Below are 13,134 nucleotides of genomic sequence, written 5' to 3' on the forward strand. Positions count from 1 at the left end.
TCCAATCTTTTCAAAATGAAAAACCTGTTGGCTGGCAACAGGTTTTCATTTTACTCAGTGAGCCGGTACTGCCTATGGAATTCATAGCGGCTCGTCCAAACTTCAATGAAGTCAGGGGCAAAGGGCCCTCTCCGCTGTTTGATCCAGCCAATCAATTTCTCCACGTTTCGATGGAGGATCTGGTCGATCACTTCCGGATAACCCATCTGCCGTTTATGATCTTCATATTCATCTTCGTCCAGCAAGGTGTACGACATATCAGGGAACACTTTAACATCCAAATCATAGTCGATATACTTCAATGATCCATTATTATAAACAAATGGAGAACTGACATTGCAATAATAATAAACGCCGTCGTCACGAAGCATGCAAATGATATTAAACCAATGCTCCGCATGGAAATAGCAGATGGAAGGTTCCCGCGTAATCCATGTTCTTCCATCGGATTCGGTCACCATCGTCCGCTCATTTGCACCAATTACGATGTTGTTTGTTCCTTTCAATACCGTTGTTTCTTGCCAGACACGGTGGATTCGGCCGTTGTGTTTGTAGCTGTGGATCTGTATCGTTTCTCCCTCCGTGGGAACCGCCATGTCTATCACACCTTTTCGTCTAAGCCGTTTATATATTTTCTGCTATTTCATCATTATATCAATCAATTCTGAAAACATACAGTAAAAAGACGGCTAGGCAATAGGCTTACAACATGACTGAGCGTCCACCGTCGACAATAATCGTTTGCCCGCGGATCATATCCGCCTGGTCCGAAATCAAGAATAACGCGGTTTTCACCATATCATCGATCTCTACCATCCGGCCGGCCGGCGTGTTGACGCGCGCATCATTCAGCAATTCTTCGCGGTTTGGAAAATGCTTCAGCGCTTCTGTATCCAGTGCACCACCGGAAACGGTATTAACCGAAATTCCTTTTGGCGCCAGTTCTACCGCCAAGTAGCGGGTAATGGATTCCACTGCTGCTTTTGATACACCAATAGTCGTGTAATTTTCCAAATAGCGGATCGATCCCAGCGAACTGACGCCGACGATTTTCCCGCCTTTGTCCATCAATTTCGCTGCTTCCTGCGCACCAAACAGCATGGCTTTCGCATTAATGTTCATCGTCCAGTCCCAATGGGATTCTTCGAGTTCCATAATCGGACGCAAAACGCCGGACGCTGCATTTGAAACGAAGACATCCAAACGCCCGAACTCTTCCTTGACCGTTTCGAACATGGCGCGCAATTTTTCAACGTCTCCGACATTCGCACGCACCAACAATGCTTTTTGCCCTCTCGCCTCGATTTCTTTCACCGTATCAAGTGCTGCACTTTTGCTTCGTGCATAATTGACCACAATATCATAGCCTTGCTCCGCAAGCGCAATGGCCAAAGCTTTTCCTAATCCCCGGCTGCTTCCTGTCACTAATGCCACTTTTTGTTCTGCCATCATCAAACATCTCCTTTTTGTAATAAAGCTGTTTTCATTTTCTGGGCCGGCCCTGCAATCGGAAGCAATTCCAATTCTTCAGCCGTCACCCATCTCATCTGGGCAGGCAACGTTAAATTTCCTGCTTTTGCTGTGTAAGCATCCACATTCCATGTTAAATGAGAAAACACGTGTTTAAAAGAAGTAAATTTTTCGACCGACTGCACTTCCCCTGCAAAACTTTCGGAAAGCTGCTCTTCGATTTCAAGTGGCAGCGTTTCCGCGGTCACTTCAAGCATCGGGAATTGCCACATATTTGCCAGCAACCCAGAAGACGGGCGTTTCTCCAGAAGCACTTTATCCTCTTTTTCGATTGCGAGCATCGCATATTGAGTGGCTTTCGTCTTTTTCGCTTTTGTCTTGATCGGCAATTCGTGCTGTTTGCCTTCATGGAAAGCAGCGCAATGTTCCCGCACCGGACAAAGCAAACACTTCGGCGAAGTCGGCGTACAAATCAGCGCCCCCAGCTCCATCAGCCCTTGATTGAAAGACGATGGATCTTCATGGCTGATGATTTCCATCACGGCTTCTTCGAAAATTTTCCGGGTTTTCGGTTTGGCGATATCTTCTTCGATCAAGAGAATTCTCGACAAGACGCGCATCACGTTTCCGTCGACCGCATGTTCCGGCACACCGTAGGCAATGCTGAGAACGGCACCGGCCGTATAAGGGCCGACGCCTTTTAAGGATGAAATGTCTTTCCGGTTTGACGGAACTATCCCACCGTATTTTTCGGCCACTTCTTGGACTCCGGCCTGAAGATTTCGTGCGCGTGAATAATAGCCGAGCCCTTCCCATTGCTTTAGGAGAACTTCTTCATCGGCTTCTGCCAGATCGTATAAAGTGGGAAATTTTTCGACAAAGCGGGTATAGTATGGAATAACGGTATCCACCCGGGTTTGCTGCAGCATGATTTCAGAAATCCAAATTTGGTAGGGGTCGGCTGTCCGGCGCCACGGCAAATCGCGTTTCTCCGCTGCAAACCATCGGATCAGATCTTGTTGAAATTCGTTTTTATTGAATTCGATGGCGGTTGCCTCCATTCAGTTTGATTATTCGCTTTTAATAGCGGGTATATATAGATATAATATGCGGTCTTTTGCTGCATTTAGACGTTTTTATTTGATCAGAAAGGGGGCGCGCCTATGGACACAGGAACGCATATTGTTATGGGAATAGCTCTGGGCGGCCTTGCCATGGCAGACCCGGCAGTCGCCGGCAGCGCCATTACAACCACAGCAGTTATTGCCGGAACCATCATCGGTTCACAGGCGCCGGATATCGACACGGTTCTTAAACTTAGAGACAACGCGGTCTATATCCGCCACCACCGGGGAGTGACCCATTCCATACCGGCCGTTTTGCTCTGGCCGATTTTAATTTCGGGCGCTTTATGGCTGATTTTTCCGGAAGCCAATCTTCTCCACTTATGGCTTTGGACGTTTTTGGCGGTATTCTTGCATGTATTTGTCGACATCTTCAATTCCTATGGAACACAAGCACTGCGGCCAATTTCCAATAAATGGGTTGCGCTCGGCGTCATCAATACGTTTGATCCCATCATTTTTGGGGCGCATCTGCTCGCTTTGATGTGCTGGGCATTTGGGGCACATCCTGTATGGACTATGGCGATATTGTACAGTGTCCTGTTTTTCTATTATGTAGCCCGATTTGCGGTCCAACATGCCGTCAAAAAAGCGGTTCAGCATACCATTCCGGGAACGACGCATATCATTGTCGCCCCGACGATGCGCTTTTTTCAATGGCGCATTGCGGCTGATACGGCTACCCACCATTATGTCGGCCGTGCTTATGGGCGTTCAATCAATATCTATGACAAGTTCATGAAAAAGCCGCTGCCGGACTCCAACCTATTCCAGGCAGCCATGAAAGACAAAAATCTGGCGGCTTTCGTTTCTTTTTCTCCGCTCTACCGCTGGGAAATTACAAAATACGATGCCATTTATGAAGTGCGCCTGATTGACCTTCGCTACCGGAGCAATGATTATTATCCGTTTGTGGCAGTCGCCCATCTCGACGAAAAATGCAAAATCCTCAATTCTTATACGGGCTGGATCTTCAGCGAAGATAAGTTAAGGAAAAAACTCGACTTTAGCCATAACTAGCTTTCCATAGAAAAAACGCACACAGCTCTGTGTGCGTTTTTTTAGTCTTCTAGAAGATGTGCGTATTTGGGATTCGTCCCGGCGAATTCATGGATTTTATCGCCGTAGCTTGAAATCCATTGGCGAATGACTTTTTCCACTACTGCTGTCCCTTGGTAGTCATAGCCTGCTTTTGCATAAGAGGCTTCAAAATCCGAAACGAGCAGCTCAATCCAAGTCCGTGCTTTTTCTTCTGAAAGATTCGTATTTTTTTCAAGCAATTCTATCACTAGCTGGTCAATGATTTCGTTCATTGGCTTACTTCCCTTCCTTTAACGGCCGCAGCATGGAAATTGGCAGCGCTTCTGTATGCTTTTCTCCACCCATCCGGTAGCCCCAAGCAAACCGGCCCTTCAAATAGTCGATTTGGAAATAGACGTTCGGATCTCCTTCGATGCGGTAGACTTCGCCTTTTTTGAAGTCTTTTGGATCCATCAAGTAAGCAGCCGCCATTACCGCTTTTCTCTCCAACACGGCAAATTCGTTAATGATGCCCAATTGCTCCGCTTTTCTCGCTTTTTCTTTCAGTTTGGCAATTTCATTGCGCAATTCATTTTCATCCATTTGGCTATAGCGTTTTTCATCCGTCATTTTCTTGCTCCTTTTTATCCAAGTAGTCATTGATCACTTCTGCTGGAAAGCCTTTCTGGTAAAGGCCCTGCTTCACTTTTGATTTCAAATCGTAGCCGGTCAATTTATGGCTATGCTTCCGCCATAGTTTATCGCCTTGTTCATTGACAATATCAGTCCACTGGTCGTCATCTTTTTCAAGCTCCAGCTCTTCGATGGCTTGGCTGATTAGCGTATAGGAATACCCTTTTCTCATCAGGAAATCACTGATTTTCTGCTTTACTTGGCTCGGGGTTTTCATTTTTTCTTTCGCGGCAATTTTTTCGGCGAGTCCTCTCGCAATTTCAAGCTGCTCTTCTTCGGTGTAGGAATCTAAAACTTCTTTTTGCATCTGTTTATCAATTCCTTTCTTTTGCATATCCTGCTGGATGGCACGCGGCCCCTTTTTGCCTGAATTCATCTGGGTCCGCATCAATGCTTCTGAAAAAGCCCGATCGTCGAGGAACTTATGTACATAGAGCTTTTTGATCGCTTCATCTATGACTGCTTCCCCATACTCTTTTTCTTTCAGTTTGGTCCGCACTTCTCCTTCGCTTCGCATACGGAAGCCAAGGTAATGAAGGGCTGTATTGTAGGCTTTGCGAATTTGGTCTTCGAAAGCCATTTCTTCAATTGTCCATTGGTCCAGTTCTTTCCCTTTGGTGAGCTGATACCTAACAAGTACCGCTTCATCGACACTGAATGCAAATTTATCCTCAAAGAAAATATTATACCTTTCGGGATTCTTTTTGCCTTGCGTGATTTTCGAAATAATCGGCATTTACCGGCACCTCTCTTCCTTCATTATTATACCCTTTTGAGCGCTTAAATGCATGGATTGTGGGTACTATAGGAGAAACAGGAGGGATGATGATGAAGATAGCAATTACAGGCGGATCAGGCTTTGTCGGCAAAGAGTTGACAAGGCTTTTCCATACGGGCGGACACATCGTCTACATTTTGACCCGAAACCCGAAACCTTCTACACCGAACACGAAGTATATCGAATGGCTAAAAGCCGGAAGTACGCCTGAACGGGAACTTGAAGGAATCGATGCCATCATTAACCTTGCCGGAAGTTCGATCAATGACGGCCGGTGGAGCGACGAACAGAAAAAAGAGATTTACAGCAGCCGCATTGAATCGACGCATGAGCTAATCCGCATCATCGATCAGCTGAAGAAAAAGCCGCAAGTATTGATCAATGCAAGCGCGATTGGAATTTACCCTGCTTCCACGACTGTCACCTACACAGAAGCTTCAGGCGACAGAGGAAATGATTTCTTGGCAAAAACCGTAATCGATTGGGAAAAACTCGCGGACCACGCTTCCGTTTATGGCGTAAGAGTAGCATTTGCAAGGTTTGGCATCATTCTTGGTGAAAAAGATGGGGCCCTCCCTTTAATGGCTTTGCCTTATAAATTATTTGTTGGCGGCACTGTGGGCAGCGGCAGGCAGTGGCTGTCATGGGTCCATGTCAAAGACGCGGCAAGGGCCATCCAATTCGCCATCGAAACTCCCGGGCTTTCCGGTCCCTTTAATGTCGCCGCCCCGAACCCGAAAACGATGAAAGATTTCGGCAAGCAGATTGGCAAAACGCTGAATAAACCCCATTGGATTCCAGTTCCAGGATTTGCACTAAAGGCGGTACTCGGGGATAAGAGCCGTCTCGTCCTTGAAGGCCAGCGTGTTCTTCCGAAAGCACTCGAGCGGCACGGATTTCAATTCGACTATCCCAGTCTGCAATCGGCACTGGCTGATATCTATAAATAAGACTATAATGGAGGGATGATTACAAAAAGGACGTGAAAAAATGAACGATAAACCCATAATCGAGGAAGGCCAAAAGTTCCCTTTAACGATTAAACGGCTAGGAATCAACGGTGAAGGCATCGGTTTCTTTAAACGCAATGTCATTTTTGTTCAAGGCGCATTGCCTGGCGAAGAAATCACCGCCCAAGTCACGAACATCAAACGGAATTTTGCCGAAGCCCGCATTTTAAAATTGCGCAAACCTTCTCCACACCGCCAGACGCCGCCTTGTCCGATCTATGATTCATGCGGCGGCTGCCAGTTGCAGCATATGACGTATGGCCAGCAATTGGTTGAAAAAAGAGATTTGGTTGTTCAAGCGTTGGAGCGCTATTTGAAAGGGGTCAATGTCCAAGTCGAAAAAACGATTGGCATGGAAGAACCGTGGTATTACCGCAACAAAAGCCAGTTCCAGACACGCTTAAAAGGAAACCGCGTAATTGCCGGGCTGTTTGCAGAAGGCTCCCATCAATTATTGGACATTGAGCAATGCATCGTCCAACACCCGAATACGACACGCATCACGAATGACGTGAAGCGCGTATTGGAGGATTTAAAAATTCCAATCTATGACGGCAAAACGATGAAGGGCATCATCCGGACGATCGTGGTCCGGACAGGCGTGGAAACCGGCGAAATCCAAATCGTCCTGATTACGACGCGTGCCAAAATTCCACAAAAAGAATTCTTAGTGGAACTTCTTCAAAACTTGGATCCAAAAATCGTGTCCATCGTGCAAAATGTCAATAAAGAAAAAACTTCTTTAATTTTTGGCGAAGAGACTTTCACCCTTTACGGCAAAGACACGATTCATGAGAAACTTGGCGAATTGTCTTTCGACCTCTCCGCCCGGGCTTTCTTCCAATTGAATCCGATCCAGACCGTGAACCTCTATAATGAAATCAAACGCGCCGCTGATTTGACAGGCACCGAATCCGTCGTTGACGCGTATTGCGGCGTCGGAACGATTGGAATGTGGCTCGCTGACCGCGCCAAGGAAATACGCGGCATGGACTTGATTCATGAAAGTGTGGTAGATGCGAAAGCGAACGCGAAAAAATTAGGCTATACCGCGAAATACGTGACCGGCAGTGCAGAGAAATGGCTGGAAACCTGGCGTACGGACGGCTATACGCCTGACGTATTGACAGTGGATCCACCGCGCACCGGGCTTGGCGACTCATTGATCCAAACCATCTTGAAGGTGAAGCCGAAGCGTTTCGTCTACACGTCTTGCAACCCTTCTACGTTAGCGAAAGATTTGCAGCAGCTGACGAAAATCTACAAGATCGAATACATTCAGCCGGTCGACATGTTCCCGCAAACCGCCCAGGTGGAATCGGTGACAAAGCTGGTACTAAAATAAGAAAACGGACGCTGAACACCAAAAAAGGCACGGAAGCCATAAAAGCTTCCGTGCCTTTAGTATGTTGGAAAAAATAGAAATGGAAAAAATCAATTTGAAACTCGCTATTCCGCAGTCAACCGCTGCGAAGCGGTTGACCGCGGAATAGCGGTTGACCGTGGAATAGCGAAGTTGATCGCTCCTGCGACGAGCTCGCACAGGAGCAAGTATTTTAAAACGATGCTTTTAAAAAAACATCGTTCCCTGTTTAGCTCTATATCTTTAGGGAGTGTTCCAGCACCGGCGCGGTTCCGAACAGGGTGGAGCAATAAGACGAGTGGGTTTCTCGGCTTATTGTGGGAACGCTGTCCATAGCGCCGCAGTGCGGCTTCCAGGAGCAGATGCTCTCATCTAATTAATTTCTCTACAATCTGAAGGCACGGAAGCCATAAAAGCTTCCGTGCCTTTTTCCATTTAACTAAACTCTGCTTCCGGTTCTTTTTTCTTTCCGCCGAACAGGAGGATAACCAGGAAAATGGCGAGCAATATGGCGGCGATCAATAACAGGAAACTGAGCCCCCCCGAATGCTGGACAAAAAGTCCGCCTAAAAACGGGCCGGTCAAACTCCCGATGCTGAAAGCGATGCCGCAAAGCAAATTGCCGGTCGGCAGCAAATCTTTTGGCATCAAATCCGCCATAAATGAAATGCCTAGAGAAAACGTGGATCCGACAAACATTCCCGCCAAGGCAAAAAATCCAACAGTAACCCAGGCATAGGCTTCGAAAAAGCTGCCAATGCCAAACACAAGAGCACCGCCGGACAAAGCGATGATCAACACATTCCTTCTGCCGTAACGGTCGCTTAAACTTCCGAGCGGCAATTGCGTGGCAATGGCGCCTAAAGAAAACGCAGCAAGCATGATCGAAACCATTCCGACATCAATCGATTGCCTTAACGCGTACACAGGATAAATGGAATTTAAGGAAGCTTCCAAAAAACCGTAGCCGAGCGGCGGCAAAAATGCGACCCAAGCGATGACAATCGCCGCTTTAAACCGCCCAAGAGTGCCCGTGCTCGCCATGCTACCGCTTGAAACTTCCGGAAAATCATTTCTTAACAAGAACACCAGCGACCAAGCAATCAGGCAAAGAACGCCTGAAATGATGAAAGGCAGCGCTTCAAAAATATTGACCAATGGCACAAACAAAGGCCCAGCGCCAAACCCTACACTAAAAGACATGCCGTAGATGGCGATATTCCTGCCTAAACGGTGCTGAGGCGAAAAACTCGTAATCCATGTTTGGGTGGAGAAATGCAGTGCTTGGTCCCCGACGCCAATCAATACGCGCAAAATAAACCAGAACAATATGCTTTTCCATAAAGGAAATAAGAAAAGCGAGGCAATTACCAGTCCGCCGCCGAGGAGAATCAACGGCTTATAGCCGAATCGCCGCAATTGCGGTTCCATGAAAGGCGCGATAATCAATGTTCCTATGTACAGTCCCGTAGCGCTGAGCCCATTTAAAGTTGAAGAGATGCCGTCCTGCTCAAAAATAACGGCAATCAGCGGCAACAGCATGCCTTGGGAAAAACCCGAAATCGATACGATGGCGACCAATATCCAGAACCTGGCGCGGTCGCTTTTTACAAATGTTTTCATTGGTGCCTCCTTGATAATGCGCGTTCATTTAACTTCAGTAAGAATTCAGTTACAATTTTACCATAAGGAGGCGTTAACTAAATGAATTATTCAATGAACGAAAATGGTTTTACGGGAAAATTGCCTTTTGGAGAAATTGAGATATCCGGCAATGAGCAATACGGTTTCCGCCCTTATCAATTACTGGTTTCTTCACTCGCTGTCTGCAGCGGCGGAGTGATGCGGAAAGTATTGGAGAAAATGCGGATGCCGGCGGATGATATCCAAATTAAAGTGAAAGAGGTCGTGCGCGTCGAGGATGAAGCTGACCGGGTTTCAAAAGTGCACATTCACTTTACCCTACAAGGAAAGATCGAAGAAAGCAAGATGGAACGCGTCATGGAGCTGACCCGGAAGAATTGTTCGATGGTTCAAAGTGTCAAAGATTCCATCGAAATTATTGAAACGTACGAATTGACGCGTTGAGTTGAATCCATTCAAACCACAAAAGGTTCAGTCCGTATCTGTATGACAGAATGCGGCTGAACCTTTAGGTTTTCATAATATCCAATTTTGTTATTTCCATAGTTTAATTTCTTCGGCTAAGCTGCCGGTGAAATGTTCGAACCCCCTCCTTTGTCCTCTACAATGATTGGTTTCGACGATTCACTTCGGCCTCCCCTCTCATTTGATTAACATCACTTTAACACAAAACGAAAGTTAAGTAAATATTCTAAATACATAAAATTGATAAATAATTAGTTTTGCCTATAGAGTGTTGAAATTCCATGCTTTTTCCGCTACGATATAACAAGCGAAATGAGGTGTATCCAATGGGAAAATCCATTACGAATAAAGAGCAGCAAGTATCTTACATGAAACAGCGATTGAATATGTTTTTAGAAGTCCTTGATGCCATTGAACCAGAAAATACCGAGCTCGAAGATATCGACCGGCTAATTGCCATGGTCGATGATCTTGATGAGAAAATGCAGCAATTTAAATCACGTCCAGAAGATGAAAAATAAGGCCAGCCGCTAAAAAAGCTTCTCCGCCATCAGCACAATTGATGGCGGAGAAGCTTTTTTTATGGCAGTTTTATAAATTGCGTTGCCTACGATCCAGACTGTTTCGTCTGCCCTGCATGACGGCATTGATCTGGCCGCCGACGAGCAGCAGCATTGCTGATAAGTAAAGCCAAATCATCAGCATGATTATGCCCCCGATGCTGCCGTATGTAGCAGAGAACGTAGCAAAATGGTTGATGTACAAAGAAAAAATGTAGGAAACCGCGATCCATCCGATAGAGGTGAAAGCAGCTCCCACCATGACGCTTCGCACATCCAGCCGGACATTCGGCGCCACCCAATAGATGACCGAACACACCGCAAAAATGATTAAAGGCGGTATCGTAAAACGCAATCGACTCCAAAGCTCCAGAAAGCTATCTTCCAATCCAAGGAAAGAGGAAAGAAAAACACCGGTCTGTTGACCGAAAATCGGCAAGACTAAAGCAACAATCATGATGAAAATCATCAAGATCGTCGAAAGGATCGACATCCCCCGGGCGATAAGAAACGGCCGGTTCTCTTCAACTCCGTAGGAGAAGTTCAACGATTTGATCAACGCATCCATGCCCAAACTGGCGGACCATATCGTTGCGATGATCCCAAATGACAACAGCCTTCCATTTTGGTTGGTCATAATATCCTGCAATGTTTCTTCAATGATGGCATAGACTTCAGCAGGAGCTACTTCCTGCAAAAATCCATAAATTTGATCTGACGAAAGATTCAAGTAGGGCAATAGCGTCACAAGAAAAATAAGCAAAGGAAAGATAGACAGCAGGAAAAAGAACGCTAATTGCGCTCCCAGTCCTTGCACATCTATTTCTTGGATCCGTTTGCCTACTTCTTTCAGGAAGCCCTTAGCCGTGGTGACGTCATGGCTCACCTGCAAGTTATTCAAGCGCTCTTCGGAATCAGTTGATGGCCGTTGCGATTCTTTCCTGATTGGAATTACCCGTTTTTTGTAGAGCTTGAATTAGATGATGTGGAAGAACTGCTGTCATCGGTCAAAGATGAAGAGGCAGAAGGATTGTCTTCCTTCAAAGCAGTTAAGACATCGTCTTTTGAATCAAGCACAGCGTCTTTCGTGTCTACAAATGCCTCTTTCGTTTCCAATGCCATGTCTTTTACATGCGGAGTCAATTCTTTCAATTCGTTGACTTTTTCCCCCACATAAGAAGCATCATCGGAAATACGGGCATAGAGATTTTGAACTCTTTCCGTCTGCTGTTGGACAGCCGACATGAGCTCGTCTCTGTTCGAAGCATAGTATTTTGCATTGCTGGATAATTTCTTGGATTTGTCCATTACATCATTTCTTGTATTTTTGTCGAAGAGGGAAACGATAATCCCCATTGCTGCTCCTACTAATAATCCCGTTAATAATTTGTTTTGGCTCATTCTAAATTCCTCCCAATCAAATATGATACTTGCATCTCTTTTGGATTTTCCCTCTATTCCCATATTTTAAACTTTCCCTCCTTTTTATTTTTTTCAAAAAAGTCTTGACTCTCGGTTTGATATTTTGGAATATTAAATCTTAAGGAGGTTTTGGAATATTAAGAAGAGTAGACGAATTGATTGAAGGAGATGAGAAAATGGAGCAATTGGAGAATATTTTAAGCGATATTAGCGGTTTCATCTGGGGTCCTGCTTTACTTGTTTTAATCGTCGGCACCGGCATTTACTTGACTGTGCGCCTTGGTTTGCTGCAAGTCCGAATGTTGCCTTATGCATTAAAACTGGTTTTCTCAAAAAATCAGGATAAGACTTCTAAAGGCGATATCAGCCATTTCGAAGCTCTTTCAACTGCCTTGGCTGCAACTGTCGGCACCGGTAATATCGTCGGAGTTGCAACGGCGGTCGTGCTCGGTGGACCCGGCGCTGTTTTTTGGATGTGGATTTCTGCATTTTTTGGGATGGCAACGAAATATGGCGAAGCGGTTTTAGCTGTTAAATACCGGATCACCGATGCGAAGGGACAGATGGCCGGTGGACCTATGTATTACCTTGAGCATGGTCTAAAGCAAAAATGGCTTGGCGTCATATTTGCGATTTTCGGCGCCATTGCGGCTTTTGGCATCGGCAATGGAACACAATCAAACTCAGTAGCGGGCATCGTCCGTGACACATTCAGTGTGCCGACTTGGATTACCGGAATCATTCTTACTTTATTTGCCGGAGCTGTCATTTTAGGCGGCGTCAAAGTAATAGGGAAAGTGACTTCTTATTTTGTGCCATTCATGGCTTTGTTTTATATCATTGCTGGCGCTATTATCATGCTTACGAATATTGACCTTATCTGGCCAGCGGTTACAACAATCTTCACTTCTGCCTTTACAGGAGAAGCTGCTGTCGGCGGCGCGATCGGCGCAGCCATCCGCTACGGGGTTGCCCGAGGCGTATTCTCGAACGAAGCAGGACTTGGATCAGCTCCGATTGCTGCTGCGGCAGCCAAAACGGATATGCCTGGACGCCAGGCGCTCGTTTCGATGACACAAGTATTTATCGATACGCTGATCATCTGTTCAATCACTGGAATTACTATCGTCATGTCAGGCATGTACACGGATAAATCCCTTGAAGGTTCAGCACTCACGACTGCTGCTTTCGAGCAATTCTTGGGACCAATCGGACCAATCATTGTAGCGATCGGATTAATTTTCTTCGCTTCTTCTACCATTATCGGCTGGTCGTATTATGGCGAGAAATGCTTCCAGTATTTATTCAAGAACCCAGCCCTACTGATCGTCTACCGTATTGCCTTCATTGTGATGGTGTTTGTCGGCGCTACGGTTTCGCTAGACTTGATCTGGATGTTCTCGGATATCATGAACGGCTTGATGGCCATTCCGAACTTAATCGGCTTGCTTGGCTTGTCCGGTGTCATGGCGCTCGAAACACGACGCATTGTAAAAAAAGTAAAAGAGGAAAAAGCAGAAGCCCAAGCTGGCAATTGACTTTTTTTTTGAACAGTGAAATGATGGGTTATACCCTTCGAAAGGCA

The 13,134-nt window shown here is 46.0% G+C and carries 15 protein-coding genes; 6 read left to right on the plus strand and 9 right to left on the minus strand.

Features of this window, described 5'->3' with window-relative positions:
• Positions 1-50: 50 nt before the first annotated feature.
• From ntdP to mutY, 3 genes are all read right to left on the minus strand, one after another.
• Positions 51-596, minus strand: coding sequence for a nucleoside tri-diphosphate phosphatase (ntdP, locus tag MTR82_RS16695; protein WP_052652382.1), 546 nt, complete (start codon positions 594-596; stop codon positions 51-53).
• Between the two features lie 106 nt (positions 597-702).
• Entirely contained in the window at positions 703-1,449 is a 747-nt protein-coding gene (gene fabL / locus MTR82_RS16700) for an enoyl-[acyl-carrier-protein] reductase FabL (RefSeq protein WP_052654602.1), read from the minus strand.
• A gap of 2 nt (positions 1,450-1,451) precedes the next feature.
• Positions 1,452-2,531: an A/G-specific adenine glycosylase gene (gene mutY, locus MTR82_RS16705; RefSeq protein ID WP_110925636.1), complete on the minus strand. Its 1,080-nt coding sequence runs from the start codon at positions 2,529-2,531 to the stop codon at positions 1,452-1,454.
• Positions 2,532-2,633: 102 nt separating this feature from the next.
• On the opposite strand from mutY, the gene MTR82_RS16710 reads away from it, so the two are divergent.
• Complete coding sequence (locus MTR82_RS16710) at positions 2,634-3,614, plus strand: metal-dependent hydrolase (RefSeq protein ID WP_052652384.1); 981 nt, start codon at positions 2,634-2,636, stop codon at positions 3,612-3,614.
• Positions 3,615-3,655: 41 nt separating this feature from the next.
• Here MTR82_RS16710 and MTR82_RS16715 read toward each other — a convergent pair whose 3' ends face one another.
• Genes MTR82_RS16715 through recX form a run of 3 tightly spaced genes read right to left on the minus strand, consistent with a single transcriptional unit; the run spans position 3,656 to position 5,043 of the window.
• Complete coding sequence (locus MTR82_RS16715) at positions 3,656-3,907, minus strand: YfhJ family protein (RefSeq protein ID WP_052652388.1); 252 nt, start codon at positions 3,905-3,907, stop codon at positions 3,656-3,658.
• A 4-nt stretch (positions 3,908-3,911) separates the two neighbouring features.
• Positions 3,912-4,244, minus strand: coding sequence for a YfhH family protein (locus tag MTR82_RS16720; RefSeq protein WP_052652390.1), 333 nt, complete (start codon positions 4,242-4,244; stop codon positions 3,912-3,914).
• Entirely contained in the window at positions 4,234-5,043 is an 810-nt protein-coding gene (gene recX, locus MTR82_RS16725) for a recombination regulator RecX (RefSeq protein ID WP_052652392.1), read from the minus strand. The genes MTR82_RS16720 and recX overlap by 11 nt, the downstream gene beginning before the upstream one ends.
• 92 nt (positions 5,044-5,135) lie before the next feature.
• Between recX and MTR82_RS16730 the strand changes: the two genes are divergently transcribed.
• Positions 5,136-6,035, plus strand: a complete 900-nt coding sequence (locus MTR82_RS16730; RefSeq protein WP_246809973.1) for a TIGR01777 family oxidoreductase — start codon at positions 5,136-5,138, stop codon at positions 6,033-6,035.
• 40 nt (positions 6,036-6,075) lie between these two features.
• The gene (gene rlmD / locus MTR82_RS16735) at positions 6,076-7,440 is read left to right on the plus strand and encodes a 23S rRNA (uracil(1939)-C(5))-methyltransferase RlmD (protein WP_246809974.1); all 1,365 of its coding nucleotides are present in this window, start codon (positions 6,076-6,078) and stop codon (positions 7,438-7,440) included.
• A gap of 453 nt (positions 7,441-7,893) precedes the next feature.
• Here rlmD and MTR82_RS16740 read toward each other — a convergent pair whose 3' ends face one another.
• Entirely contained in the window at positions 7,894-9,081 is a 1,188-nt protein-coding gene (locus MTR82_RS16740) for an MFS transporter (protein ID WP_246809975.1), read from the minus strand.
• A gap of 81 nt (positions 9,082-9,162) precedes the next feature.
• Between MTR82_RS16740 and MTR82_RS16745 the strand changes: the two genes are divergently transcribed.
• Both MTR82_RS16745 and MTR82_RS16750 read left to right on the plus strand, forming a co-directional pair.
• Positions 9,163-9,546, plus strand: coding sequence for an OsmC family protein (locus MTR82_RS16745; RefSeq protein ID WP_246809976.1), 384 nt, complete (start codon positions 9,163-9,165; stop codon positions 9,544-9,546).
• Between the two features lie 347 nt (positions 9,547-9,893).
• Positions 9,894-10,088, plus strand: coding sequence for an SE1561 family protein (locus MTR82_RS16750; RefSeq protein ID WP_052652402.1), 195 nt, complete (start codon positions 9,894-9,896; stop codon positions 10,086-10,088).
• Between the two features lie 70 nt (positions 10,089-10,158).
• Here the strand turns inward: MTR82_RS16750 and MTR82_RS16755 are convergent, their stop codons facing one another.
• A complete protein-coding gene (locus tag MTR82_RS16755; protein ID WP_246809977.1) occupies positions 10,159-11,028 on the minus strand; it encodes a YihY/virulence factor BrkB family protein in 870 nt (289 codons plus the stop codon).
• Positions 11,029-11,078: 50 nt separating this feature from the next.
• Entirely contained in the window at positions 11,079-11,528 is a 450-nt protein-coding gene (locus tag MTR82_RS16760) for a YtxH domain-containing protein (RefSeq protein WP_246809978.1), read from the minus strand.
• Positions 11,529-11,725: 197 nt separating this feature from the next.
• Here MTR82_RS16760 and MTR82_RS16765 point away from each other — a divergent pair, with 197 nt between their 5' ends.
• Positions 11,726-13,087, plus strand: coding sequence for an alanine/glycine:cation symporter family protein (locus MTR82_RS16765; RefSeq protein WP_246810013.1), 1,362 nt, complete (start codon positions 11,726-11,728; stop codon positions 13,085-13,087).
• The last annotated feature ends 47 nt before the right edge of the window (positions 13,088-13,134 follow it).

The organism is Planococcus ruber, from assembly GCF_022819085.1.
Taxonomy (GTDB): domain Bacteria; phylum Bacillota; class Bacilli; order Bacillales_A; family Planococcaceae; genus Planococcus; species Planococcus ruber.